Below are 26,354 nucleotides of genomic sequence, written 5' to 3'. Positions count from 1 at the left end.
CCTGCTACGCGTCGTGTTCTTCTCGCCACTTGGCAATTTGCTCGGAGATGTCCTTTGTCAAGACGCGCTGGTAGTCCTTGTTGGGCAGCGATTTTAAGAATGAGCTGCCATACCGCTTGGACACCAGCCTGGAATCGGCAAGCACCAAAACGCCCTTATCATCAGCACTTCTAATAAGGCGACCAGCAGCTTGCTTTGTTGCAATTACCGCCTCTGGCAGAGAATAACGCCACCACGCACGATCTTCTCGCGCTTCGCGCTCTTTGACCAGCGGTTCATTAGGGCTTGCAAACGGAAGCTTAGGAATTACTACGCACCTAAGCGTGTCTCCCGCAGCATCAAAGCCTTCCCAGAACGATTTAAGAGCAAACAGCGAGAGGTTCTTTTCGGCTAGGAACTTTTCACGAACACGTCGAGCAGAAGAAGAGCGCTCCTGGCAGGCAAGATTAAGGCCCTGCTCACTCAAGCGTGGCTCCAACGCTTCATAGAGGCGCTCCATATCGCGTCTGTTGGTAAAGAGCGTCAGCACCGAGCCGCCCATCTGAACATGAACGTCGTATAGCAGCTTTTCCAGAGCGTCTAGGTAACCTGGATCAGTTGGTGCAGGCATGTCTTCGGCCACAAAGACAGCCATATGGTTCTCGTAGTCAAAACTAGAGTCTAAGTGCAAACTCTTGTGTTCAAAGGCGCCTCTATCCAGGCCAACAGCGTGCTCAAAATGCGAGAAATCATCTCCAACGGCAATGGTCGCCGAGGTAAACACAACGGAATGCGTCTCCGGCAGCCACTTCTCTGCCAGCTCTGCACCAATATCAAGCTTCTCAGCCACAAGAGCCTCAGAGCCAATATCACGCTTCAGTCGAGTCAACTTTGCTGAATAGACATAACTCTTGTCTGTTCCCTCGCAAATGAGCTTCAACGACTCCAGAAGGGTGCTCAAGAACACCCCCGCCTCACTCAAGTTGCTTGCAAGGTTTGGAGCTGATGCAATGAGCGCCTCGGTGGTTTTTCCTATACGAAGCGCCGCTTCTTCAAGAGCAGAAAGAGCAACGGAAGCGGTCTCCAAGACCTCTTTCCATTCCTCTGTCTCTCTTACCTCATCGTTAATCCAAAGCTGAAGAGAGTTATAGCCGCCGTCGCTTTTGGCCAATGGAGCCAGCTCATGAACGGTGGCCATAAGGTTGCCCATTGCTGCCATGGCTCTCTGAACTGCGGCTGCAGAGCGCGTGAGAAGACCGGTGAGCAGCGTAGAATCTTCAAGATTAGCGGCGCCTACCATAGCGGCATGAATGGCTCCGGATTTAATTCCACCAAGCAGCTCAAAGCCGTTTCTCATCTCTTTGGCAGAAATTTCTACTGCCCACTGATGGCGAGCCTCAGCCTCAAAGCCATGAGCCTCGTCAATCACCCAATGTCTGATAGGTGGCAGAATTTTTCCGTCAGCAGCAACGTTTCTGAGCAACAGAGAGTGATTGGTTACCACAACATCCGAAGATCCCGCACGTTTACGAGCTCCATGAACAAAGCACTCATGAGGGTAATACGGGCACTTAGAGCGCAGGCACTCCGCTGCTTTGATAGTTACCATCTCTCGTGGAACCGAGCGCCAGCGAATCCCCAACGCATCCAAATCGCCATCAGCCGACTGACACGCGTAGGCACAAATCACCGCAATTGCGGTCAGCATGTCAGACGCAACGCTGTTGCTCGAGCGCCCTTCCTGATCAAGCAGCGTCAGCGGAAGTTCCTCAAGAGCAGCCCTATCAACGCGATGCAGGCACGGATAGTGCTCGTATCCTTTTAAGCTGCAGAAACTCAATCCGTTTGGCAACGCTCGTGCAAGGGCCGGAAGGTCATGAGCAACTAGCTGGTCAGTCAAGGCGTTTGTCTTTGTAGCAATGCCTACGGTAACGTCATTTTTCTGCGCAAAAAGCACCTCAGGCAACAGGTATGCAATCGACTTGCCAATACCAGTCCCCGCCTCAAGCTCTCTATGCGAAGAAGTTACCAGCGCATTCCTGACCTCAACGGACATACTTACCTGCTCGCTGCGTGTCTCAAATTTGTCGTACATCTGTGAGACAACACCCGGCTTAGCAAATGCCCGATGAATCTCATCTTTAGAAATAGGCAGCATGGCAGGCGTCTCTGGGTCATCCGCGTCTCTTCTCGCCTTTGCTTTTATGTCGGCAACAAGCTGGGCGCGAATGTCCTTGAGCGAGAAAAACGTGCCCGAGATCTCTGCATCTGCAAGTTCGGCACCTGTTGCATCTTTCTTTGCAACACCGCGCTGAACTGCTTCTTCTTCCTTCATTTGCGACAAATACGAGAAGATTGGCCTAAACGTCCACTCCACGCCGTCGTGCATTGACGCCAGTTTGGCGAGAAGACCGCGGGGCAGATTCATAAGTCCCAAAAGCAAGATGCGCCACATGCCACAAAGAGCATCTACGTCGTCACTTGCGCGATGCGTAACCTTCATGGTGCCAAACGCTTCTGCCATGCTGGAAAGCTTGTGTGAAGAAAGTCGAGGTAGCGCTATGCGTGAGAGCGACAGCGTATCAATCCAGGTGTCAGATACAGAAGTTCCGCCGGGCACCCGTTCAATAAACGTACGGTCAAAGGTGGCGTTGTGTGCCAAAATCGGAAGACCGCCAACAAATTCTGCAAGAGCAGCAACGGCTTCCTTTGCGCTTGGCGCACCCTTAACGTCTTCATCGGTGATTGAAGTGAGGGCCGTAATTTCTTCTGGAATTGGACACCCCGGGTCAACAAAAGTCTGAAAGCGCTCCACAATCTCTCTACCACTCAATTTAGCAGCAGAAATCTCAATAAGGGAGCATTTCTTAAAGGACAGACCTGTTGTCTCGGTATCCAAAACAACAATGTCGTCCTCTAAGACATCAAACGACTCGTGCTCCGCCCTCTCTGCAAGTTCTAAATACTTCTTGCAAACCGCAGAGGGGGTACCTGGAAGAATGAGTTCTTCTAGTTTTTGTGTAGCGCTTTTAGTGCTGGTCATAACCTACAAATCTACTGGCGATCCTCAAGTGCAAACTCAATAAAGCGAGTGCAGAGCTCAGGGAAATCAATGCCGCCGGTACGTGCAGAATCAGGCAGCAAAGAACGGGCAGTCATACCAGGAATGGTATTTGTCTCCAGTACCACTGGGACGCCGTCCTTCGTAACAATAAAGTCGCTACGAGAAACGCCGCGGCAACCAAGTGCATTGTGAGCCTTGATAGCTAGCTCCTGAGCACGTGCATATACTGCAGGCTCAAGACGAGCTGGAATCACATGGTGCAGGGATGCTGGCTCATATTTTGTCTTAATGCTGTAGAACTCATCGCCCGTAACAATCTCAACGATTGGCAGAGCTGTTGGGTCCTCGTTGCCAATAACAGGAACGGTAATCTCCGTTCCCTCAATGCTCTCCTCGATTAGGATGCGCTCACCCTGCTCGCCTGCAAGTTCAAGTGCAGCGGGAAGTTCTTCTCGCGAAGTAACGCGCGTAACGCCGTAGCTGGAGCCATTGCCAGAAGGCTTTACAAACATAGGGAGTCCGAGGTCCTCAATAAGCTTGTCTACCTGTTCATCTGTAAAGACGGTACCTGCAGCAACGTCAATTCCCTTAGGAGTTGGAACGCCTGCCTGCCTATACATGAGCTTCGACAGCTCTTTTTCAGTTCCCATAGCAGACGCAAGGACGCCAGAAAACGTGTAAGGAATGTGCAGAATCTCGAGAAGACCCTGGATGCAGCCATCCTCACCAAAACGGCCGTGCATAGCAACGTACACGGCATCATAACCGCCCTGAGCAAGGGTAACTACAAAGTCTTTTTCTGCAACATCAAGCAGGTCAACACTGGTAAAGCCAGCTTCTTTAAGTGCTGCTGCACACTGCTTGCCAGACTCCATTGCAATCTCATGCTCGTCTGACCAGCCACCTGAAACAACTGCTACATGAAGCTTTTTTAGCTCTTCACGTGTCATTTCCGCTCCTTCAGATAAGTCTCCCATAGGGTAAACTCTAGTAAACGTATTTCTTCTAAGATACCGCAGATAGCTTAGAAGAGTTGGAGAAGGACAAAAATGCAATCAAATAATACTCTTGACGGCACAAACACCACGGTTGACGGTGCAACCACTTCCGCGCCCGATTCTCGTCCACAGAAAGCTGCCGCTAAATCTGACCTCAGAAGCCTTTCATCAGAGCAAATTCTTGAGCTTGTTACCTCACTTGGCCAGCCAAAATTCCGCGCAAAGCAGATTGAAGAGTGGATCTGGTCTAAAGGTGCTACCTCTTTTGATCAGATGAGCAATCTTCCAAAAACACTGCGAGAAGAACTGTCTAAGCAGGTAACTCTTGCTGGCGCTGAGCAGATTGTTCGTCAGGTTTCCGAAGACGGAAGCCGCAAATACCTGCTTCGCTACCCTGATGGCACGTCTGTTGAATGCGTTGGTATGCCAAGCGGTAACAAGCTCTCAGTCTGCGCTTCCACGCAGGCGGGCTGTGCCATGGGCTGCGCTTTCTGCGCTACGGGCGCCGCTGGCCTCACTCGTTCCCTTTCTGCAAGTGAAATCTACGAGCAGGTTATGCATGTCCGTGACGACTTTGACGCGCGTGTAACCAGTGTTGTTCTCATGGGCCAGGGCGAGCCTTTTATGAACTACGACGCCACTCTTGCAGCCATGAGACGCCTCAACTCCCCCGATGGAGCTGGCATTGGTGCTCGCCATATTACGGTATCTACCTGCGGTGTTATTCCAATGATTAAGCGTTTTGCCTCTGAGCCAGAGCAATTCACGCTTGCCGTTTCGCTTCACTCCGCAGTTCAAAAGACACGCGATTCTCTTATGCCGGGAGTACGTAAGTACTCGCTTATTCACCTGTACGACATTATGGGAGAGTATGTCGATAAGACCGGTCGACGTCCAACGTATGAATATGCGCTGATTAAGGGCGTTAATGATTCCGACAATGAGCTTGGTGCCCTAAGGGACTTCTGTCGAGGAACACTTTGCCACGTCAACATCATCCAGCTTAACGAGATTGAGGGATCAAAATTCCATCCAACTTCCCCTGCTCGTGCCCAGGAGTTTGTAAACAGCCTTAACTCTGTTGGTGTTGAAGCAACTATTCGTCTTTCTCGTGGATCTGATATTGATGCAGCTTGCGGCCAGCTTTTCCAGAAAAGAAACGCACGCTAAACAGCACTTATATAGATAGCGCTTATATAAGAACTTTTCATGCGTTCAACGCAAAGAAGGGGTCCTCAGGGACCCCTTCTTTTTAGTTCGTATATAGAACGTATGTTCTATTGAATTGCATTTAACCATTCTTTTTCCACCCTCGCTTGGTGAGATAGAATGTTTTTCGCGCTTTTCCTATTACCGCTGCCTGAATAATCATCAAGAATTGCATCAAGTGCTCTTCTCGATCTTCTCATTGCATGAAGAAAGCTTCTCTGTGCCTCTTTAGTCAACAAAGCATGTTTGGCGAGAAAAGCTATTCCTAGTAATGATACGCCCGATATGATTGCAAACTTTATCTTCATTATGCTTCTTTAACGTTTAAGAGCTTTTCCACTAGTGCAGCAAGTTCATCCTCGTCATCGAATTCGATTTCGATCTTATTCTTGCCGCGGACGTTTCGAACTTTAACTGGAGTATCCAGAGCAATCCTTAGTTGCCTTGCTGCACGCTTATATGCCTGTGGAGTTGGTTGTCTTTTTGGTTTCTCAACATTTGTGACAGAAAATAGTGGAGCAAGATTTTCTGTCTGACGAACCGACAAATTTTCTTCGATTACTTTCTGGGCAAGCTTAATTCTTCCTTCTTTTCCGCTTACAGAAAGAATCGCACGGGCATGTCCAGCGCTAATACGCCCCTCCGCCATCAAAGTTTGAACTTCTGTTGGAAGGTCCAGCAAACGAAGAGTATTTGTAATTGCAGACCTAGACTTAGACAACACTTTGGCTAAGTCGTCTTGAGTTAAGTTCTCTTGTTTAATTAACTGCTTGTAGCCTTGAGCTTCTTCGATTGGGCTTAAATCAGATCTCTGTAGATTCTCAATTAGAGCTAGCTTGAATACTTCCTCATCGGAAATTGCCTTTATTACGACAGGAACTTCTTCTAATTGTGCAAGCTTTGCAGCCTGAAAGCGTCTCTCGCCGGCGACAATCTCATAATGATCGCCCTTCTCGCGAACAAGAAGCGGCTGGAGAATACCGTTTTGCTTAATAGAATCACTAAGTTCGGCAAGTTCAGCTTCATCGAAGTGCTTACGAGGCTGGTCTTTATTTGGCTTAATCTTCTTCACGGGAAGTGTTGTAGCTTCTTTTTTATTACCGACCTCTGCATCTACCTCGCTAAAGAGCGAGTTAAGGCCCTTACCAAGTCCTGATTTTTTAACCACGACGATTCACTTCCTTTGCAAGTTTGTTGTATGCAAGTGCGCCCATACTTATTCGGGCATACATGGTTACTGGCAAACCATGACTTGGTGCTTCGGCAATTTTGACATTTCTTGGAATAAACGTCTTAAACACTTTGTTACCAAAGTAATTTGATACCTCGTTTACAACCTGCTTAGATAGGGAAGTTCTGCTATCAAACATGGTCATTACTACACCAAAGATATCAAGATCTGGATTGAGCTGCTTTTGAACCATCTTCATCGATTCAACAATCTTAGTTACGCCCTCTAGTGCATAATATTCGCACTGAATTGGGATAAGAATGCTGTTTGCTGCAACTAAGGCATTAATTGTTAAAAGACCTAGTGATGGTGGGCAGTCAATCAAAATGTAGTCAAAATAGTCTTTAACCTGGTCAATTGCCTGCTTTAATATGTTTTCCCTTGATTCTACAGAGACAAGTTCAATTTCTGCACCAGCAAGTTGAATGGTAGCAGGAGCAATAGTCACGTATTTCTGAACTGTTTGTTGTAATACGTCTTCAAGCGGTGTTTCGTTGAGGATTACATCATAGATATCAGCTTCTAGTTCCTCTTTATCAATTCCAAATCCACTTGTTGCATTACCTTGTGGGTCAAAATCGATAATTAGAACCTTCTTTTTTGTTTCTCCTAGCGCTGCTGCAAGATTAATTACGGTAGTTGATTTTCCAACTCCGCCTTTTTGATTAATTACAGCAAGTACTTTAGGATCTCTATCTTGAAATCCCCTCGAAAGGTCTTTGTAGCTCATTTATCCTCCGTTTGACCAAGTTTATTTAATAATACAGAATGTTTCACGTGAAACATTCCACAATTAGTCTCTTCTTGCAACAAACGGATTTGATTTAGCCATTCCAGTTTTTCTCGGTAGTTTAATTTTGCTTTTTTCAACTTTTCTATAAAGAAGAATTTCACGATGACCAAGATCGTTTGGTAATTCAAATGTTTCACGTGAAACATTTTCATACCCAAAAATTTTGGCTGCCTGAGAGGCATCCTGAAGCTCTATCTCATCAACGTTGGCCTTCATTACTATAAGGGTACCTTGTGGAGCTAAGAAAGGCTCTGCATACTCCAAAAGAATATTTGTTTTTGCAACGGCTCTGAAAGTAACAAAATTGAACCTCTGCTTATAGTCATTTGGAATTTCTTCAGCACGAAGCTTTTCAGCTCTGACTCTCTCGCCAAGACCAATCTCATCAATCATTGACTGTACAGCGTTGACCTTTTTTCCAATAGAATCAACCAGCAATGTATTGTTATCACTCATGATTGCGAGAGGCAGTCCAGGGAAGCCTCCACCGGTACCAATATCAATATAGTTTTGAGCTCCAGATATAAACTCATTACATACTTTGAGTGGTAATAAAGAATCAAGTATATGAAGAACCATTGCATCATCAATTGAAGTGATTCTTGTGAGATTGAGGTTTTTATTAATCTCGATTAGCAATTCAATGTGCTTGAGATGTTGTCTTCTTTGGGTCTCAGTTGAATCGATCCCATAGGTAAGGAGAAGTTCTTTAAGTACATTCTCTTTTGAATCGAATAACGACTTCTCTGATTCAGACATTGCTTCTCCTGTGACAAAACTTCTTGTTACAAGAAGAATTGTCACAAAAAAAGAGGAAGGCGTAAACCTTCCTCATCAAATTAGTAAAGCTTGTGAGAATTCTTAGCTGTTAATAGCTGTAACAACAACACGACGGTATGGATCATCACCCTCAGAGTGTGTTGTAACTTCAAGATTATCTCGAAGTGCAATGTGGATAATACGACGCTCATAGCCACTCATTGGAGCAAGAGAAACCTTACCAGTCTTCTTGGCACGAGCAGCAGCAGAGAGTGCCATCTCTTGAAGCTTATTGCGACGACGGCTCTTGTAGCTTTCAACATCAACAGATACTGGATAGTGGAAGTGAAGCTTAGCGCTCATCAAAGATGAAAGAACCATCTGGAGAGCCTCAAGCGTATTGCCGTGACGGCCAATAAGAATTGCAAGATCTCCACCGGTTACATCAAGAATGAGTTCACCGTCTTCACCGTCATACTCGTCAATTGCACAGCTATTCTCGCCAAAGAAGGAGAGAAGCTCTCTTAGATAAAAGACAGCGGTATCAGCAATCTTATTCATCTCAGCATCAGTAAGCTGAATTCCTGCTTCAAAATGCTCTCGAATTGAAACAAACTCGTCTTGTGAATCAACGACAGGAGACTCATTAAGAGCGTTTGGCTCAGAAACGAAAGTCTCATCCTCCATGTCGTCCTCCAGTCAATATAAAAAATTTAACTATAATCTACGGTAACAAATTCTGTAAACAAAAGTTATTTTGTTTAAGCCCAGCTACTAAGCCTTTTTGTGAGGGCGTGGCTTCTTTTCTTTTCTCACCACGTCAACCTCGATTGGCTTATTAGCCATCTGAGCCTCAGCCTTAAGCTTCTCTTTTTCCATAATGCGCTTGGTAATAAGCTGCTGCTGAGCAAGCTGCCAAATACCAGAAGTAACGTAGTAGAGAAGAACAGCTGCTGGCACAGTCCAACCAAACCAGAGCATCATGAGGGTCATCATGCCACCCATCATGTATTGCTGAGTACGCTGCTCACCGGAACTTGTACGAGCGTTTACTGCCATGGAAAGGAAGGTAGTAAGACCAAATAGAAGAACAAAAATTATGTAAGGGATAGCAGCAACAAGGCCATCAACAGCAAAAATGTCAGACGTTGCTCGTGCGATAGAAGGAAGAATGTTGTAGAAACGAGAGTCTACTGGAACCATCTTTGCAACGGTAAAGAGTGCAATAAAGATAGGGGACTGCAGAAGCAAAGGAAGACAACCACCAAGTGGGTTGAAGTTAATCTCTGCGTAAAGCTTACGCATTTCTTCGTTCTGTCTTACTGGATCATCAGCATAGCGCTCCTGGATTTCTTTGAGCTTTGGCTGAACAACGCTCATACGAGCCATAGAGGCCGTCTGCTTGTTGGTCATTGGAACCAGGATAATACGGATAATGATGGTAAGCAGGATAACTGCCATACCCCAGTCTCCCGAGAATGATTGAAGTCCCGCTAAGACTGTGTATAGAAAGTTAACAATCCAATCCCACATATTTCCTCCGGTGCGTTCCTTTACGGAACGGGATCGTATCCTCCCTTATGAAAAGGGTGACAGCGAGCAATACGCTTAAGAGCAAGCCAACTTCCCTTTTTAACACCATACTTTTGTATGGCCTGAACTGCATATTCGGAGCAAGTGGGCCGATAAATACAGTGCGGCTTAAAAAGGGGAGAGATGTTTCTTTGATAGAAACGAATAGCACCTAGGAACAAGTTTGCGAGAAAAGAGTCTTGTCTTTTCTCGCTCATTTGACCCCTGTCTTTCTTAACAAAGCATCCAAAGAAACACTTATATCAGCAGGATTAGTGCTGTGTGTATCTTTAGTCGCAAAGAGAATAATGCCGTATCCCTCCACAGGTAAACCGCTCTTTCGAGCTGCTTCGCGCAGAACGCGTTTACACCTGTTTCTAAATACGGCGTTACCTAATCTTTTTGGAGCTACAAAGGCTACCTCGGAAGGATGTGCCTCAGTGGATGGTGCTACTCGTATACGAAGAACAGAACTTTGAGCCCTCTTCCCCGCAGAGAAGACCCTTTCAAACTCTGAATGAGATTTAATGGTCTTCACAGAAACATTCCTTAGACGGTGAGGCGCTTACGGCCCTTAAGGCGACGACGAGCGAGAACGGCACGACCATTCTTAGTTGCCATACGTGCACGGAAACCGTGGGTAGTTGCGCGCTTGCGCTTATTTGGCTGGTAGGTACGCTTCATAGCTATTTCCTCCCGAACGGGTACGGTATCGATTAAAAAGCCTACAGATTGTACTCGCGTTTATGGGTACCTGTCAAATTTTCTACGCAAATACCTCAACTTTTTCTCTTTTTTATTCAAAAACCTAGCGAGAAAATCGCACAAATTGAAAATTTCACTTGTAATAAGTGAAGAAATTTGTTGAAAGGAATATTTCTGTAAGCTGAAATATATCCGTTAAATGCTACTATCATTCAGTACGTCTTTCACAAAGATATAAAGTTATCTACAGATATTTTACACTTGTTGAAAACTTTCATTCATCGTGAAAGAAACCGAAAAGTTTTCTTCATTTGTTTAACAATTGTTGAAAAGGGGGTGTCATGGCAAGAGATTTTTTTCCTTTTGTTGAGGAAAACACAAACCAGAATGAAAAAGACGCTGGTTCTGATAATTCTCTCACCGTCCGTTATGCTGCGCGTATTGCAGTGTATGACGATAAAGCCGCAGCACCTCGCGTTGTTCTTGTAGAACCTAAAGATGTTCGTTCGTATCTTGACGAGATTGCAGCAACCGTTAACCAGCTTGCTCACGAGCAGGGTGGAAAAATTCCTTTTATGGTTATGCGTGAGATTGTGGAAAATTTCATTCACGCTCGATTTGTAGCGCCTACAATTTCAATCATGGATAACGGAAATACCATTAGGTTTTCAGACCAGGGACCTGGTATTAAAGAGAAAAATCGAGCTCTTGAGTTTGGTACTTCTTCTGCAACAGAAGAGATGAAATCGTTTATTAGAGGCGTTGGTTTTGGCCTTCCTTATGCTCAACAATACATGGTTGAGAAGGGTGGAAGTCTTACCCTCGAAGACAATATCTCTGGCGGAACCATTGTTACCTTGTCAACACGCCGCTCTAAAGATGCGCACATTCAGACGCTTCCAACTCAAGAAGAAGCTGAGGAATTACCTGTAAATCAGAATCAACAGACAGTTTCAGATGCTCCGCAGGCTGTATCTCAACAGCCAGCTGCACAGCCAGCTACACAGCTTCCTAATCTGGTACTTACAGATCGAGCAAAACAAGTTCTTCAATATCTCTCTGAACATGAATGGGTTGGAGCAACAGAGTTAACAAGTACCTATGGACTTTCAACACCAACGTGGTCAAGAGAATTAAAATCGCTGGTAAACATAGGAATAATCGGAAAAGTTGGGCAGAAATATAAGCTCACTACTATTGGAGAAACGCTCCTTTCATAGAGTTTCTCAACATTATTCGCTGAAAGTTATCAACATTCCTCTATACTAGGTGTCCCAATTTTCAACATTTTGATTGGACACGTATGGATGCATCAATTGATTCAGACGCAGTAGCTCTGTGGCAAGACGCGATTGACCTCTTGGTTGAAGAGAATCAACCAGAGGCTTTTATCGCTATGTTGAGAACCTGCACTCCAATTAAAGTTGAAGATAACTCACTGTGTGCTGAGACACCAATGCGCTTGGCATATAACCGTATTCTTAAGAATCTTCCGATTGTTGAGAGATGTCTTTCGGCAGCAGCCTTTGAAGACATTATTTTAAGCCTTACTCTTACAAAGTCTTCTACTCCTGTTACCACTACTTCCACAATGACTCCTCAAGAGTTCAATGTTTGGAAGCAAAAAACTGCTCCTATACAAGCAGTTGTTCCAGAGCAGATTCAAGATTTTGAATCCCAGGAACAAAGCCTTGAAGAATTAAAGCAGCAGACCTTAAAGCGTCGTAAGAGCAATCCTCTTTATGAGGAGACATCTTTCAATTCAAACCTCACGTTTGATCGCTTTGTTGTTGGTGACGAGAATGAGCTTGCACATCAACATGCATTAAATGTTGCAAACGACGCAAAAGGTAAGGCAAACCCGCTGTTTATTTACGGTGCAAGTGGTCTTGGAAAAACTCACCTTCTACGTGCGGTCCAAAACTACATCAACTCTGAAGATATCGAACGCGTTTGTGTTTACAAAGATGCAGATGCCTTTGTTGATGACTACGTAAATGCAGTTCGTAAAAACGCATCAGGAAACGCGGCGACAGAACTTAGTAACAACTATCAAAACATTGATGTTCTTATCATCGATGACGTCCAAAAACTTGCTGGTAAAGCAGGTACTATTAACTTCTTCTTTAATATTTTTAACTCTCTTATTGATAGGGGTAAGCAAATTATTCTTGCCGCAGATAGAACACCTGCTCAGCTTGGTATGGGATCTGACGGCTTTGATGATCGTATTACTTCTCGTATGAGTGGTGGCATTGTTATTGGTATTGAGTCTCCAAGCTACGAGATGAAACTCAATCTTATTCATGTCTTCTGCGACCGAGCTTTTAAAGAGAGAAATTCTTCTCTTACTGCAGATGATTTACCAGAGGACATCCGTCGCTACATGGCTGACAAAGCCGGTCAAAGTATTAGAACACTTGAAGGCTTCTGTAATCGTTGTGTAACTGGTCAGATTAAGGCAAAAGAATCTGGCACAAATATTAAACAGGAAGAAATCGATAAGATTGCAGACACGCTCTGGCGCCGCGTTTCAAAGACCGTAAATATCGAGAAGGTCCAAGAAGTTGTAGAAAATATCTATGGCATTAGTCATCGAGATATTGTTGGTAACAAGAGAAATAAAGAGATTGCAGAACCTCGTCACGTTGCAATTTATCTTGCTCACGACCTTTGCCAATACACACTGGTAAATATTGGTAAACATTTTGGTGGAAGAAAACACGCAACTATTTTGCACAGCATCGAGGTAATAGAAGAAAGAATCAAAGAAGACAAAAGTTTCTATGATCAAATTTCTCAACTTAAGAAGACTATCCTTGAACAAAGTTAGTGTTTAAAACCTGTTAGTAAGGTGTTAATTGATGAAGAGAAGTAATGGTTTGTTGTTGAGAGTTTAAGAGGGGGAGTTTTACTTTGTTTATGAATGTCAAAAATAAGCAAACAAATCTGCCCTCTAGAAACACATTTCTACCTCTAGAAATGTAAAGCTTTCTTCTTTTCAACATAGCTTATTATTACTACGATATTTTTATTCTTATCTAAGAAATAATAGAAAGGGTCGTCATGAAATTTACCGTAAGTCAATCCGCTCTCCAGACGGCACTTGATATTGTTTCTAAAGGCATTGGTTCTAATACAACACTTCCTATTCTCTCTGGCATTTACCTCAAAGCATTCAATGGCATGCTTGAGTTACAATCCAGCGACTTAACTATTTCTATTAAGCATCAAATTGCAGCAAACGTAGAAGAAGAAGGAGAAACAGTTGTTTCTGGAAAAGTTATCCAGAACATTGTTAAAAATCTTCCTGATGCTGCAATTACTTTTGAGGGTGGAGAGCGTACGCTTTCTGTGATATGCCAGCGTTCGTCTTTTAGACTTAATACTCTTTCTGCTCACGACTGGGCTCAATTCCCAGAGTTTGATCTTGAGAAAACCTGTGAGCTCCCAAGTCAGCTTCTATCAACTATGGTTGATAAAGTGTATCGCGTAACTTCTAAGGAAGCTTCTCGTCCTATTCTTCAGGGAATTTCTCTCACTGTTGAGGACAACACTATTCGTCTTGTTGCTACTGACTCATTCCGTCTTGCCGTTTGTGATTCCAACACAGATACTCCAGCAGGGGAGTCTTTTACTGCAATTATCTCTGGTGAAGTGTTCCATGATGTTCTTTCCATGCGTAGCATGACTGAGAAGGTTTTGATTGGTACTACAGACAATCAGGTAGTCTTCCAGTTTGGAAACACCACTCACATCTCTCGTAAGATTGAAGGTCATTTCCCTGACTATAAGCAGCTACTTCCTACGTCTTGCACTGCGTCAGTTGATATCAACGTTGAAGATTTTTCCGCAGCCCTGAAACGCGTCTCTGTTATTGCACTCGCAAATCCTTCAGTTCGTTTTGATGTTGATGCCGATGGTAAAGAAGTTAAGCTCTCTGCATCCTCACCAGATCAAGGTGAGTCTTCCGAGCATATCGAGGCTCAAATTGAAGGAGATTCACTTTCAATCGCTTTGAACTATCACTATGTCTTTGATTGTGTAAATGCTGCCCCTTCTAAGGATCTTTTACGTCTTGAGCTTCAAGGTCCTTCTCAGCCAGCTATTTTTAAATCAAACGGCAAGGTTAACTACTTGTATCTTCTGATGCCTGTTCGCCTCTAATTTGATAGGGGTTGTGTGGGACTTAAAGTTGAACATGTTTCGCTGTATAACTTTCGTTGTTTTTCTTCGAAAGAAATAGATTTATCTGCACAAACTACTATTTTTGTAGGAAAGAATGCTGCAGGTAAGACAAATACTGTTGAAGCACTACAACTCCTTACTGCTGGGTATTCATTTAGAAAGCCCACACCATCACAGCTCCTTCTTACAGGTACTTCTGAGGCAAAGATAGAAATTTCTCTTACAGGAGATGGAAGAAAGCTAGAAAATACCTGCATCATTACAGAACGCCGCCGTCAATTTTTAAAGAATGGTAAGAAATGTCAGGCTGCAGATATTTCCGGAACACTGATGTCGGTACTTTTTAATCCCGATGACCTTTCAATGATTAAAGGTGGTGCATCGTATCGTCGAGAAGAATTTGATGACTTTGGTCGCCAGGCAAATAAAAGCTACTTCAAGGTCTTCTCGGCATATACCAAGACAGTTGAACAAAGAAATAAGCTGCTTAAATCTGATTGGCCAGATGAAAACTTGCTTGATGCGTGGGATCTTTCACTTGCAAGAGGAGGGGCTACGCTTCTTCATGCACGAATTCATTTGTTTGATCGCCTGGCAAAGAAGACATGTGAGATCTACCAGGAACTCTCTGGTGGAGAACACCTAGAAATGAACTATATTTCTTCAATTGGAGAGGTATCTCTTGAAGCTTCTAGAGAAGAAATTACTGATCAATTCTTGAAGGCTTTAAGTAAAGCTCGCACGGATGATATTCGTCGTCAGCAAAGTACAAAAGGACCTCATCGAGACGACGTTGAGTTTTTAATTGAGGGTAAAGACGCTAGAAATTTTGGTTCTCAAGGTCAAATTAGAACGGTGGTCTTAGCACTTAAAATGGCAGAAGTTTTACTCTCAGAAGAAATACTTGGCGAGAAACCCCTGCTGCTTTTAGACGATGTGATGAGTGAGTTGGATGAAAATCGCAGAAAAGCCATTATGGAGTTTGCATTCCACGACATCCAAACCGTAATTACAACTACCAACCTTGGTTATTTCTCTGAAGAGATTTTAGAGAAAGCGCAGATAGTTAGGTTTAGCGATGAATAATCAACAAGAAACACCTGCGCGCGGTGGCAATAAATATGCAAAAGATTTAATGAGTTCTCTGCTTGGAACCTTCAGAGATTCTAAGAGTATGTCAAAAAATCGTCGCGCCTATCTTGCGTGGGTTGAAGCAAATGGTGAAAGAGAGACAGAACATACAACCGGCGTATTTGTTAGAGAAGTTGCTGGTAGAGAGTACCCTGTACTTACCGTCTATGTAGATAATCGTATGTGCATGATTGATTTTCTTGCACAGAGAGAAATTTATAGAGCCAGGCTCTCAGAGCAAGGCCTGGAGTTCTCAGACCTTGAATTTAAGTTGGACAAATACAACAGACATGCTGGTAAAGAAGACGGTTCCTCAAAAGAGCAACTTCAGGGCCAAAAAGCTGAGAAGAAAGTTCTTCCAGAACTTACTGCGGAAGAAAAATCGCAAATTTCTGAGTTAGTTTCTGGTCTTTCTGAGCCACTTAAGTCAACGGCTTATAAAGCGATTGAAGCAAGTTTTAGACAAAAAAAGAGTCTTTAGTCTAATCTGTCACTAATCTGTCCTTAAATCTCTTTACAGAGCCTCTCAGATACCAAATATTACTGTTTAAACAATGAAATTTCTCTGTGCCGAGTTGATTTTGGCGATTTCATAGTAAAATACCTATATCATTCCGCTCACAATTGAAGAGAGGACTTACGTGGCAAAAGAAAATAAGTATGACGGTACAGAGATTAAGATCCTTGAAGGCCTTGAGGCGGTTCGTAAGCGCCCAGGTATGTATATTGGTACAACTTCAGCTTCTGGTCTGCATCACCTTGTTTGGGAGATTGTAGATAACTCAGTCGATGAGGCAATGGCTGGTTATTGCTCCAAAATCAAGGTCACCGTCCATCCAGATAACTCTATTTCTGTTGAAGATAATGGTCGTGGTATTCCTGTAGACCTTCACCCCCAGAAAAAGATTCCAACTCTTGAGGTTGTTCTTACTATCCTTCACGCAGGTGGTAAGTTTGATAACAACGCTTATAAAGTCTCCGGTGGTCTTCACGGCGTTGGTGTTTCTGTTGTAAACGCTCTTTCAAAGAAACTTGTTGCACAGGTTAAGCGCGATGGCAAAATCTACGAGATGGTCTTTGAGCGCGGTAAAACTGTTCAGAAGATGAAGGAAATTGGCACCTCAAAATCTAACGGTACTACCATTACCTTCTGGCCAGACGACATGATCTTTGAGACCACTACGTATAACTTTGATACGCTTCGTGATCGTCTCCAGGAAACCGCATTTCTTAACAAGAACCTTAAAATTACTCTTGTTGATGAGCGTGAGCTTACTCCTCGTCAGGTTGATTTCCAGTATGCTGGCGGTATCATAGATTTTGTTAAGTATCTTAATGACGAGAAAACCGTTTTACCAGGACTTTCTCGCCCTATCTATATTGAAGGTAAGTCAGACCCTGACGCTCCAATGTCTCAGATGGGTGAGGTAGAGGTTGCTATTCAGTGGAATACTGACTTCAGTGACAGAACTCTTTCTTTTGCAAACGACATTTTCACTGAGGAAGGCGGAATGCACCTCGAGGGCTTCCGTACTGCTCTTACTAAAGTAGTAAATGATTACGGCACCAGGCAGGGAATTCTTAAAGAGAAAGATCCTAAGCTTGAGGGCGGCGATATTCGTGAGGGCTTAACTGCTGTTATTTCAGTTAAGCTGCCAGATCCTCAGTTTGAAGGACAGACAAAGGCAAAGCTTGGTAGTTCTTACATGAGAACTCTCACCAACAAGATTGTTACTCAGGGTCTCTCAGAGTACCTGGAAGAGCATCCAAATCAGGCAAAAGAGATTCTCAAGAAAGCATCTCAGGCTGCAAAAGGCCGTCTTGCTGCTCGTAAAGCTCGTGAAGCAACACGCCGTAAGGGACTTCTTGAGTCAGCTGCTCTTCCTGGAAAGCTTGCAGACTGCTCCGTTCGCGATGCAGAGATGACCGAGCTCTTCATCGTCGAGGGTGACTCCGCAGGTGGTTCTGCAAAGATGGCACGTGACCGTTCTATCCAGGCAGTTCTTCCACTTCGCGGAAAGATTTTGAACGTTGAGCGCGTACAGGCTCACCGCGCACTTTCTTCTGACACTATTACTTCGCTGATTACCGCTATTGGTACGGGCGTTGGAGATGAGTTTAATATTGAGAAGGCTCGTTATCACAAGATTGTCATCATGACCGATGCCGATGTTGACGGCTCTCACATTAGAATTCTTCTGCTTACCTTCTTCTATCGTTATATGAAGCCAATGATTGACGCAGGTTATATCTACGTTGCTCAGCCTCCTCTGTATCAGATTAAGCCAAAGGGTAAAAAGAACGGTAAATACATCTATACCGATGAAGAACTTGCTCTTGAGACAAAGAAGTATGAGGACAACACCAAGTACACCATTCAGCGCTACAAGGGTCTTGGTGAGATGGATCCAGAGCAGCTTTGGGCAACCACTATGGAGCCAAAGAACCGCATTCTCCTTAAGGTAACCATCGATGATGCTCTTGCAGCTGATCGCGCGGTCTCTGACCTTATGGGCAATCAGGTTGAGAAGCGTAAAGACTTCATCCAAACACATGCAAAAGACGTCCGCTTCCTGGACATTTAATGGTTTCTCGCTAAATCATTAGACAGAAAATGAAAGGGTAACTTGTGGCAGACGATAAAAATATGAATGATGATCTTTTTGGCGCAGACGAGGATCAAGGCCTTGATGCACAAAACGATATGGATGAAGAATACGAAGATGACGAGGTAGAAGAAGACTCTGACGAGTTTGACCCAGAGACTGGGGAAAATCTCATAACGGGAGAAACTTCACACATTATCTCTGATGAAGCTGGTACTCGTCTTGACCTCTCAGACATCCACGGTGGCACGCTTAAGCCAACCGATTTGTCCTCAGAGATGAAGACTTCCTTCCTCGAGTATTCCATGTCCGTTATTGTTGCTCGTGCACTTCCAGATGTTCGAGACGGTCTTAAGCCTGTTCACCGCCGTATTTTGTACGCAATGAGCGAGGCTGGCATTACGCCAAACCGTCCACATAAGAAGTCTGCATGGGCAGTCGGTGAAGTCATGGGTAAGTACCACCCACACGGTGACTCCGCTATTTATGACTCCATGGTCCGTATGTCTCAGGACTTCTCAATGAGACTTCCTCTGATTGATGGTCACGGAAACTTTGGTTCTATCGACGGCGATCCACCAGCAGCAATGCGTTATACCGAGGCACGTCTAACCAGAAGTGCTATGGAGATGCTGGCAGAGCTTAACAAGAACACCGTTGATCTTCAGTCAAACTATGATGAGTCTCTGACAGAGCCAGCTGTTCTTCCTGCTCGTTTCCCAAATCTTTTGGTTAACGGTTCTTCAGGTATTGCAGTTGGTATGGCCACCAACATTCCTCCTCACAACCTTGGTGAGGTTACTAACGCTGTCTGCATGATGATTGAGAACCCTGACGTTACCACTGAGGAGCTCATGACCGTTCTACCTGGTCCTGACTTCCCAACAGGCGGCATCATCATGGGCACTCAGGGCATCAAGGATGCCTACGAGACTGGTCGCGGTTCTATTACGGTCCGCGCAAAGGTTCACGTTGAGCAGGTCAAGAGCGGTCGCCAGCGCCTTGTTGTTACCGAGATTCCTTACCAGGTTAACAAAGGTCTTCTTCAGGAGAAGATTGCTCAGGCAGTCAACGAGAAGAAAATCGAAGGCATCTCTGACATGCGCGATGAGTCCAACCGTAAGGGTATGCGCATCGTCTTGGATCTCAAACGTGATGCTGTTCCACAGGTTGTTCTGAATAACCTGTACAAGAAGACTCAGCTCCAGTCCAACTTTGGCATCATTGACCTGGCCTTGGTTGACGGTGTTCCTCGTACCCTTTCTCTTCGCGAGATTCTTCGTCACTACATTGATCACCAGATTGATGTTGTACGCCGTCGTACTGAGTTTGACCTGGACAAGGCACAGAAGCGTGTCCACATTTTGGAAGGCCTTCTGACAGCAGTTGATAACATTGACGAGATTGTTCACATCATCCGCAGCTCGCAGGATGACGCTGAGGCAAAGAAGCGCATGAACGAGCGTTTTGGCCTGGATGAGATTCAGGGCGAGGCAATCCTTCAGATGCGTCTGCGCCGCCTTACCGGTCTTGCTCGTCAGGATCTTGTTGACGAGATTTCCCAGCTCAGACTTGATATTGCCTACTACGAGGATCTTCTCGCTCACGAGGAAAAGATTCTGGCTGTTATTGCCGATGAGCTCCGAGAGATTTCCAACCGCTATGCTGATAAGCGTCGTACGCAAATCTCTGACCAGGACATTCAGAACCTGGACGTCGAGGATCTTATTGCTGAAGAGGACATGGTTGTTACCGTTACTCACGCAGGTTACGTAAAGCGCGTTCCTGTTGAGATTTATCGTTCTCAGAAGCGCGGCGGCAAGGGTGTTCAGGGAGTCTCTCTCAAAGAGAACGATTTTGTCGAGAACCTCTTTGTTGCTTCTACCCACGATTACGTGCTGTTCTTTACCAACCTTGGTAAGGTGTATCGCCTCAAGGTCCACGAACTTCCTGTTGGTAGTAGAACTACAAAGGGCAGCGCTATCATCAATGTCATCGAGACACTTGCAGAGGGCGAGAAGGTCAAGGCAGTCATTACTACCCGCGACTTCCCAGAAGATAACTACCTGATGTTTGCTACTAAGCAGGGAATGGTCAAGAAGACAGCAATGTCTGAGTACGACCGTACCCGTAAGGACGGCCTCATTGCAATCAACCTTAAGGATGGCGACGAGCTTGTTAACGTCCGTCGTGTCCACCCAGGTGACAAGGTTGTTCTGTGCTCCTCTGACGGTAAGGCAATTCTGTTTGACGAGGCAGAGGCAAGAAGCATGGGACGCGGTACCTCGGGCGTTCGTGGTATCACGCTCAAGGGCGATGCAACTATGCTTGGCATGGAGATTACCAACGGCAACGGTGACCTTTTCGTTATTACCGAGAAGGGCTACGGAAAGCGTACGGCAATTTCTGAGTATCCAGTTCACAAGCGTGGTGGACAGGGTGTCTTTACCATCACAATGACGGAGAAGAAGGGTAACCTGGTTGCCTGCCGCGTTGTTGGTCCTCAGCACGAGATTATGATCATGTCCGAGGAGGGCGTTGTAATCCGCGTCAAGGCTGGCGACATCTCCAAGCTTGGCCGCTCTACTCAGGGTGTCAAGGTTATGAACCTTTCTGGTACTGACGTTGTTTCTGCAGTTGCCCGTATGGTTGCCAACAAAAAGAAGGCTCCTAAGCACGCAGAGAACCAAGGCATGCTTGATCTGATGGCAGCAGGCGCTCGCGATGCTGACGAGGCAGAGTCTGTTGACCTCGGAGATGAAGAGGAAGTACTAGACGATTCATTGCTGGATGATGACGAATAAGCATTTCAGCAATACGTAATTTGAAGAGCTCAGGAGGTAATTCTCCTGAGCTTTTTTCGTTTACCGAGAAAAACAACACGCTAACGGTAATGTTTTTTATATAAAAGATACGTCAATTGTTTAAAAGTAAACCATAGAGCAGGACTTATGAGAAATCCTCAGGAGAGACATCCTCAATAAACTGGTGGAACTCCTCAAGCTCTTGGGCCTGAACGTCCTTCTCGACATCAGTAAAATCTGGAGCAGCAGCAATTTCTAGAACGCTCTCGTCAGCAAAGATGGGAGCGTTTGTTCTTACTGCCAGCGCAATTGCGTCTGACGGACGAGCATCCACGTAAATATGTTCTCCCTCTTTAGAGATAAGCTCAATTTGCGAGAAGAACGTGGTGCCATGGACACCTACAATGCGCACACTTTTAATGTCTGCATCCAGAGAATCAAGAACGGAGCGGAGAAGATCGTGCGTGAGCGGTCTCTGAGTAGACTCTTGGTCTATACCAAGGCTGATAGCAGATGCCTCAATGTTGCCAATCTTAATAGGTAGGCTGAGTGTGGAGACCCCGCGTGGGTCATGAAGACGCAGGACAATAACGGAAGAGATGGGTCCTCCTCCGACAACAACCGTCTGTATGTCCATCCGCTTTAGTGACACAAATACTCCAAATAGCACGCCATTTATCAATCTTTGGGCAGATAGTCTACGACTCTCTGCTCTGCTTTCATACCCAATTTCAAGAAACTTTAAAACAAAACAAAAAAAGTGTTGACCTACGAGAAGTATGGAGGTATTATTTTTCCCTGCGTTGGGCCTGTAGCTCAGTTGGTCAGAGCGTCCGGCTGATAACCGGGAGGTCACAAGTTCAAACCTTGTCAGGCCCACCACTTTATGTGACAATAGTCACCCCAACGTTAGCCGAGTCGCCGTTGGGGTGATTATTAAAACCTTCTGGGCCCAACCAGAAGTCAGTACGGGGAATTAGCTCAGCTGGGAGAGCGCGGGCTTTGCAAGCCTGAGGTCAGGGGTTCGATCCCCCTATTCTCCACCAAATGTTCAAGGCTAGGGATTTTGTCCCTGGCCTTTTTGCTTAGATATGCAAAAACATACCGATAGCCGCCAATATCAGCCACTTATCGAATAGTTGAAATATTTTCGAAAAAGTTGAGTACGATTTACACAGGAGTATGTTCTTTTCATTGGAGCTGTGGGTGACCACAAGGAGAGAAAAGAGTTCTTATGTCAAACCTTACTCGTCGTAACTTTTTTGGAGTCAGCGCAGTTGTAGCAGGCCTTGGTATCACTGCCTGCAAAAAGTCTGATTCAGACGCTGGTGAGAAGAAAGAATCTGACACCAACTCTACAGACGCGGTTGGAGCACCAGAAGAGCTGGTAAAGGCAGCAAAAGAAGAGGGTAAGCTGATTGTTTACGGCTCTTGTGAGGAAGAGTATCTAAACGCAGTTTGCGCTAATTTCAAGAGTCTGTATGGCATTGATGTTCAGGCACAGCGTCTCTCAACCGGAGAAGTTGCTGCAAAGATTGAGGAAGAGAACGGTCATCCATCAGCAGATGTATGGTTTGGCGGAACAACCGATCCTTACAATGTCTCCTCCTCAAAGGGTCTTCTTGAGCAGTACGAGCCAAAGAATGCATCACACCTTATTTCCGATAAGTTCAAGAGTACAAATAAGGACTGGTACGGAATTTATAAGGGTATTTTGGGAATTCTGTACGATAAGGAAGAGCTACAGCGTCTTAAGCTCGACGTGCCTCAGGACTACAAGGATCTTATCGATCCTAAATATAAGGGTCTTATTTGGTCTTCTAACTACAACACTGCCGGTACTGCAAAGCTGATCATCAACACCGTTATTCAGAAGTATGGTCACGATCAGGGCATTCAGTATCTTGTTGACCTTGATAAGAACATTGCTCAGTACACCAAGAGTGGTTCTGGTCCTTCCAAGGCTATCGGAACAGGCGAGTGCACCATCGGAATTGGTATGCTCCACGACGGCATTTATCAAATTGTTGACCAAGAGCATGAGAATGTTGGTCTTCAGATTCCAAGCTCTGGTGCATCATATGAGGTTGGTGCAACCGCAATCTTCAAGGGTGCTGCACATCCAAACGCAGCTAAACTCTGGGTTGAGTATGCACTTTCACCAGCATGCGTCGATCTTGCTCAGAAGAACGGCTCTTATCAGTTCTTGGTAATTGACAACGCAAAGCAGCCCGAGATTGCTACTGAGTACGGCCTAGATCCAAACAATGTCATGGACTACAACTTCGAGGATGCTAAGAAGCATACCGAGCAGTATGTCAAGGACGTTATGGAAGCTCTTGGTGGCGGAGACAGCCGTTTCAAGACAGAGTAAAACACCACGCCGGTAAGCGGATAAACAATGCTGTTGCTCAAGATCTGAGTGGCAGATTATACTGGGTAGGCAGATCTCTGCCTACCCAGTTCCACATAGAGCTTTGCGTATAGGTTTAGTGTTTCAGAGTTAGGACCAGCATGGCAAAATCCCAGAGCGCTCAACTTGAGCGAAAAAAGCTCCTTGGCGATCCAATTTTGATAACGACCATTGTCGTTCTTATCGCCTTCTTAACCCTTTTTATTTTGTATCCACTTGCCATTCTTATGGTTGACTCTGTAGTCTCCGATAATGGGATTTCGTTTGATGTATTTACGCGCATCTTAGCTATGCCTTCGTTTGATCGCGCAATTACCAATACCCTCAGAGTTGGTTTTGCGGTAGGCATTTTATCAGCACTTATTGGCCTTCTTTTTGCCTACGTTGAAGTGTACGTAAAGCTTCGTACAAAATTTATGACAGGCCTTTTCCGCGTGGTTTCCATGCTTCCTGTTGTTTCTCCACCATTTGTTCTCTCGCTTTCCATGATTATGATGTTTGGCAAGAAAGGCCTGATTACCCGCGGTCTTTTGGGTATTTTTGACAACAACATCTATGGTTTCTGGGGTATTTTTATTGTCCAGACTATGTCGTTCTTCCCTGTGTGTTACATGATGCTTAAGGGCCTGCTTAAAAACATTGACCCATCCCTTGAAGAAGCAGCACGTGACATGGGTGCAAGCCGCTGGAAAGTATTTACCAGCGTTACACTTCCTCTTATTTTGCCTGGTTTAGGCAACGCTTTTCTTGTCTCATTTATTGAGTCAATTGCAGACTTTGCAAATCCAATGATTATTGGTGGCTCCTACGATACCTTAGCAACAACTATCTACCTGCAGATTACAGGTGCGTACGACAAGCAAGGCGCAGCTGCAATGGCTGTTGTTCTTCTTTCCATTACGCTGCTTATGTTTGTTGTTCAGAAGTTTGTGTTGGAAGCAAAGAGTACATCTACACTTTCGGGCAAAGCAACGCGAGCTAGGATGCTTATTACAGACAATTCTGTTCGCGTCCCACTTACCATTCTTTGCGCACTAGTCGCACTCTTTGTTATTGGCATGTACCTCTGCGTTCCTTATGGTTCGTTTGTTCGTTCCTGGGGCTCCAATTACGAGTTAACAACAAAGTGGTTTGAGCAGGTATTTACCAAGTACCACGGCTTGCAGGCGTTTAGCGACTCGTTTATGCTTTCGCTTATTGCAGCACCAATCACGGCTCTGCTTTCGATGATTATTTCTTATCTGGTAGTAAAACGTCGCTTCCGTGGCCGTGGTTTTATCGAGGCTGTATCCATGCTTGCCATGGCAGTTCCTGGTACGGTCTTGGGCGTTGGTTATATTCGCGGTTTCTCAAGCGGTGTCATGCACACAGGATTTTTACAAGGCCTGTATGGTACAGGACTTATCCTGATCATTGTCTTTGTCGTGCGATCGCTTCCTACAGGAACACGCTCGGGCATCTCGGCACTTCGACAGATTGATAAATCAATTGAGGAGTCCGCATACGACATGGGCGCCGACAGCTTTACGGTGTTTATGACCGTTACGTTGCCGCTGATTAAAGATTCGTTCTTGTCTGGCTTGGTAACGGCGTTTGTCCGCTCCATCACCGCAATTTCTGCAGTTATCCTCTTGGTCACACCAGAGTTCCTGCTTATTACCGTTCAGATTAATGAGTTTGCTGGTAAGGGTTCATATGGTATGGCCTGCGCCTTTGCAACAATTCTGATTGTTATTACCTATGGCTCGGTATTGCTTATGAATTGGGCCATCAAACACTTTGGCACCAGCCGAGCACTCAAGGAGGAGTAACACATGGCTACAGAGAAAAAAGGCGTTCGCCTTGAGCACATTTCCAAAATTTATCAGGATCAGAAGACTGGAAAAGACTTCTACGCAGTTCAAGACGCTAACATCACTATTGCTCCTGGCGAGTTTGTAACGCTTCTTGGCCCTTCTGGCTGCGGAAAGACCACTATTCTGCGCATGATTGCTGGTTTTGAGAGCCCTGATGAGGGAAAGATTTTTCTCGGCGACGAGCAGATTGATGAGCTCACTCCAAACAAGCGCGACACGGCAATGGTGTTCCAGAGCTATGCGCTGCTTCCTCACTACAACATCTTTGACAATGTTGCCTATGGCCTTAAGCTCCGCAAAATGGATAAGGCAGTAATTCGCGAGAAGGTCCTTCATATCCTGGGTCTTGTTGGACTTGAGGGTATGGAAGAACGCATGACCAACCAGCTTTCTGGTGGTCAGCAGCAGCGTGTTGCTTTGGCGCGTGCTCTGGTTATTGAGCCAAGCGTTCTTCTCTTTGATGAGCCTCTTTCAAACCTTGACGCAAAGCTCCGCGTTGACATGCGTAACGAAATTCGCCGCATTCAGCAGGAGGCTGGTATTACCGCCATCTACGTTACACATGACCAGTCAGAGGCAATGGCGCTTTCTGACAACATCATCATTATGAAAAAGGGTGTTGTGGATCAGGTTGGCGATCCTCAGACGGTTTACTATCACCCAGCAGACGAGTTTGTTGCAGACTTTATTGGTGAGTCAAACTTCCTGTATGCAACCATTGCAGACAAGCTTGATTCTGAGACTGCACTTTGCCGCTTTGAGGGTCATGAGTTTGAGGCCAGCGGATGTTCTCACCTGGACAAGGGTAAGGAATGCTGCATTGTTCTTCGTCCAGAGTCTGCACGCCTTGCTGACGAGGGAACGCTTGCCTGTGAGGTAGTTCTTTCTCGCTTCATGGGCCACTACCAGAATTACCACGTTATGGTGGGAGATACGCTCATTAAGATCACGGACTTCAACCCTCGCACTCATAAGATTTACAACGTTGGTGACCACGCCTTTGTTGATTTCACCAAAGATGAGGTCCACGTTCTGTAAGTATTTCG

23 protein-coding genes and 2 tRNA genes are annotated in these 26,354 nt (G+C 45.2%); 13 read left to right on the top strand and 12 right to left on the bottom strand.

Annotated elements, in window-relative coordinates; translation table 11 throughout:
• Positions 1-4 precede the first annotated feature (4 nt).
• Both HMPREF1493_RS01120 and HMPREF1493_RS01115 read right to left on the bottom strand, forming a co-directional pair.
• On the bottom strand, positions 5-3,022 hold the full coding sequence (locus HMPREF1493_RS01120) for a helicase C-terminal domain-containing protein (protein WP_035427146.1): 3,018 nt from the start codon (positions 3,020-3,022) through the stop codon (positions 5-7).
• A gap of 11 nt (positions 3,023-3,033) precedes the next feature.
• Positions 3,034-3,993, bottom strand: coding sequence for a D-alanine--D-alanine ligase family protein (locus HMPREF1493_RS01115; protein WP_035427144.1), 960 nt, complete (start codon positions 3,991-3,993; stop codon positions 3,034-3,036).
• A gap of 99 nt (positions 3,994-4,092) precedes the next feature.
• Here HMPREF1493_RS01115 and rlmN point away from each other — a divergent pair, with 99 nt between their 5' ends.
• On the top strand, positions 4,093-5,211 hold the full coding sequence (rlmN, locus tag HMPREF1493_RS01110; protein WP_035427142.1) for a dual-specificity RNA methyltransferase RlmN: 1,119 nt from the start codon (positions 4,093-4,095) through the stop codon (positions 5,209-5,211).
• A 107-nt stretch (positions 5,212-5,318) separates the two neighbouring features.
• Here rlmN and HMPREF1493_RS01105 read toward each other — a convergent pair whose 3' ends face one another.
• The 9 genes from HMPREF1493_RS01105 to rpmH all read right to left on the bottom strand — a co-directional run bounded on the left by HMPREF1493_RS01105 (position 5,319) and on the right by rpmH (position 10,289).
• A complete protein-coding gene (locus HMPREF1493_RS01105) occupies positions 5,319-5,558 on the bottom strand; it encodes a hypothetical protein (RefSeq protein ID WP_035427140.1) in 240 nt (79 codons plus the stop codon).
• Positions 5,558-6,418 (bottom strand): ParB/RepB/Spo0J family partition protein, encoded by an 861-nt coding sequence (locus HMPREF1493_RS01100; RefSeq protein ID WP_035427138.1) that lies wholly within the window; start codon positions 6,416-6,418, stop codon positions 5,558-5,560. The genes HMPREF1493_RS01105 and HMPREF1493_RS01100 overlap by 1 nt, the downstream gene beginning before the upstream one ends.
• Positions 6,411-7,211: a ParA family protein gene (locus HMPREF1493_RS01095; protein ID WP_035427137.1), complete on the bottom strand. Its 801-nt coding sequence runs from the start codon at positions 7,209-7,211 to the stop codon at positions 6,411-6,413. Before HMPREF1493_RS01095 ends, HMPREF1493_RS01100 begins: the two co-directional genes overlap by 8 nt.
• Before the next feature lie 63 nt (positions 7,212-7,274).
• On the bottom strand, positions 7,275-8,033 hold the full coding sequence (gene rsmG, locus HMPREF1493_RS01090) for a 16S rRNA (guanine(527)-N(7))-methyltransferase RsmG (protein ID WP_035427136.1): 759 nt from the start codon (positions 8,031-8,033) through the stop codon (positions 7,275-7,277).
• A 102-nt stretch (positions 8,034-8,135) separates the two neighbouring features.
• Positions 8,136-8,720 carry a Jag family protein gene (locus tag HMPREF1493_RS01085; protein ID WP_035427134.1) on the bottom strand — a complete coding sequence of 195 codons (585 nt, stop codon included), beginning with the start codon at positions 8,718-8,720 and terminating at the stop codon, positions 8,136-8,138.
• A gap of 87 nt (positions 8,721-8,807) precedes the next feature.
• Positions 8,808-9,566: a YidC/Oxa1 family membrane protein insertase gene (locus tag HMPREF1493_RS01080; protein WP_035427133.1), complete on the bottom strand. Its 759-nt coding sequence runs from the start codon at positions 9,564-9,566 to the stop codon at positions 8,808-8,810.
• 20 nt (positions 9,567-9,586) lie between these two features.
• Positions 9,587-9,823 (bottom strand): membrane protein insertion efficiency factor YidD, encoded by a 237-nt coding sequence (yidD, locus tag HMPREF1493_RS01075; protein WP_035427131.1) that lies wholly within the window; start codon positions 9,821-9,823, stop codon positions 9,587-9,589.
• Entirely contained in the window at positions 9,820-10,143 is a 324-nt protein-coding gene (gene rnpA, locus HMPREF1493_RS01070; protein ID WP_035427130.1) for a ribonuclease P protein component, read from the bottom strand. The genes yidD and rnpA overlap by 4 nt, the downstream gene beginning before the upstream one ends.
• 11 nt (positions 10,144-10,154) lie before the next feature.
• The gene (gene rpmH, locus HMPREF1493_RS01065) at positions 10,155-10,289 is read right to left on the bottom strand and encodes a 50S ribosomal protein L34 (protein ID WP_003148884.1); all 135 of its coding nucleotides are present in this window, start codon (positions 10,287-10,289) and stop codon (positions 10,155-10,157) included.
• A 362-nt stretch (positions 10,290-10,651) separates the two neighbouring features.
• Between rpmH and HMPREF1493_RS01060 the strand changes: the two genes are divergently transcribed.
• The 7 genes from HMPREF1493_RS01060 to gyrA all read left to right on the top strand — a co-directional run bounded on the left by HMPREF1493_RS01060 (position 10,652) and on the right by gyrA (position 21,039).
• On the top strand, positions 10,652-11,530 hold the full coding sequence (locus HMPREF1493_RS01060; protein ID WP_035427129.1) for an ATP-binding protein: 879 nt from the start codon (positions 10,652-10,654) through the stop codon (positions 11,528-11,530).
• An 83-nt stretch (positions 11,531-11,613) separates the two neighbouring features.
• Entirely contained in the window at positions 11,614-13,143 is a 1,530-nt protein-coding gene (dnaA, locus tag HMPREF1493_RS01055; protein WP_035427128.1) for a chromosomal replication initiator protein DnaA, read from the top strand.
• A gap of 233 nt (positions 13,144-13,376) precedes the next feature.
• Positions 13,377-14,477, top strand: coding sequence for a DNA polymerase III subunit beta (dnaN, locus tag HMPREF1493_RS01050; protein ID WP_035427127.1), 1,101 nt, complete (start codon positions 13,377-13,379; stop codon positions 14,475-14,477).
• A 15-nt stretch (positions 14,478-14,492) separates the two neighbouring features.
• A complete protein-coding gene (recF, locus tag HMPREF1493_RS01045) occupies positions 14,493-15,584 on the top strand; it encodes a DNA replication/repair protein RecF (protein ID WP_035427126.1) in 1,092 nt (363 codons plus the stop codon).
• A complete protein-coding gene (locus HMPREF1493_RS01040) occupies positions 15,577-16,110 on the top strand; it encodes a hypothetical protein (RefSeq protein WP_035427125.1) in 534 nt (177 codons plus the stop codon). Before recF ends, HMPREF1493_RS01040 begins: the two co-directional genes overlap by 8 nt.
• 160 nt (positions 16,111-16,270) lie before the next feature.
• Positions 16,271-18,214: a DNA topoisomerase (ATP-hydrolyzing) subunit B gene (gene gyrB, locus HMPREF1493_RS01035; protein WP_035427124.1), complete on the top strand. Its 1,944-nt coding sequence runs from the start codon at positions 16,271-16,273 to the stop codon at positions 18,212-18,214.
• A 62-nt stretch (positions 18,215-18,276) separates the two neighbouring features.
• Entirely contained in the window at positions 18,277-21,039 is a 2,763-nt protein-coding gene (gyrA, locus tag HMPREF1493_RS01030; RefSeq protein ID WP_484914718.1) for a DNA gyrase subunit A, read from the top strand.
• A gap of 145 nt (positions 21,040-21,184) precedes the next feature.
• Here gyrA and HMPREF1493_RS01025 read toward each other — a convergent pair whose 3' ends face one another.
• Entirely contained in the window at positions 21,185-21,691 is a 507-nt protein-coding gene (locus HMPREF1493_RS01025; RefSeq protein WP_035427122.1) for a bifunctional nuclease family protein, read from the bottom strand.
• Positions 21,692-21,844: 153 nt separating this feature from the next.
• Here HMPREF1493_RS01025 and HMPREF1493_RS01020 point away from each other — a divergent pair.
• The 5 genes from HMPREF1493_RS01020 (at position 21,845) to HMPREF1493_RS01000 (ending at position 26,346) form a co-directional block, all read left to right on the top strand.
• A tRNA-Ile gene (locus tag HMPREF1493_RS01020) sits at positions 21,845-21,921 on the top strand.
• 88 nt (positions 21,922-22,009) lie between these two features.
• Positions 22,010-22,085 (top strand) — tRNA-Ala (locus HMPREF1493_RS01015).
• A gap of 188 nt (positions 22,086-22,273) precedes the next feature.
• Complete coding sequence (locus HMPREF1493_RS01010) at positions 22,274-23,413, top strand: ABC transporter substrate-binding protein (protein WP_035427120.1); 1,140 nt, start codon at positions 22,274-22,276, stop codon at positions 23,411-23,413.
• Between the two features lie 140 nt (positions 23,414-23,553).
• Complete coding sequence (locus HMPREF1493_RS01005) at positions 23,554-25,263, top strand: ABC transporter permease (protein WP_035427118.1); 1,710 nt, start codon at positions 23,554-23,556, stop codon at positions 25,261-25,263.
• Between the two features lie 3 nt (positions 25,264-25,266).
• A complete protein-coding gene (locus HMPREF1493_RS01000; protein WP_035427116.1) occupies positions 25,267-26,346 on the top strand; it encodes an ABC transporter ATP-binding protein in 1,080 nt (359 codons plus the stop codon).
• The last annotated feature ends 8 nt before the right edge of the window (positions 26,347-26,354 follow it).

The sequence above is a fragment of the Atopobium sp. ICM42b genome, from assembly GCA_000564995.1.
In the GTDB taxonomy this organism is placed as follows: Bacteria; Actinomycetota; Coriobacteriia; order Coriobacteriales; family Atopobiaceae; genus Lancefieldella.
The sequence above is the reverse complement of the archived record's forward strand: the minus strand, read 5'-3'. Positions and strand labels throughout refer to the sequence as shown.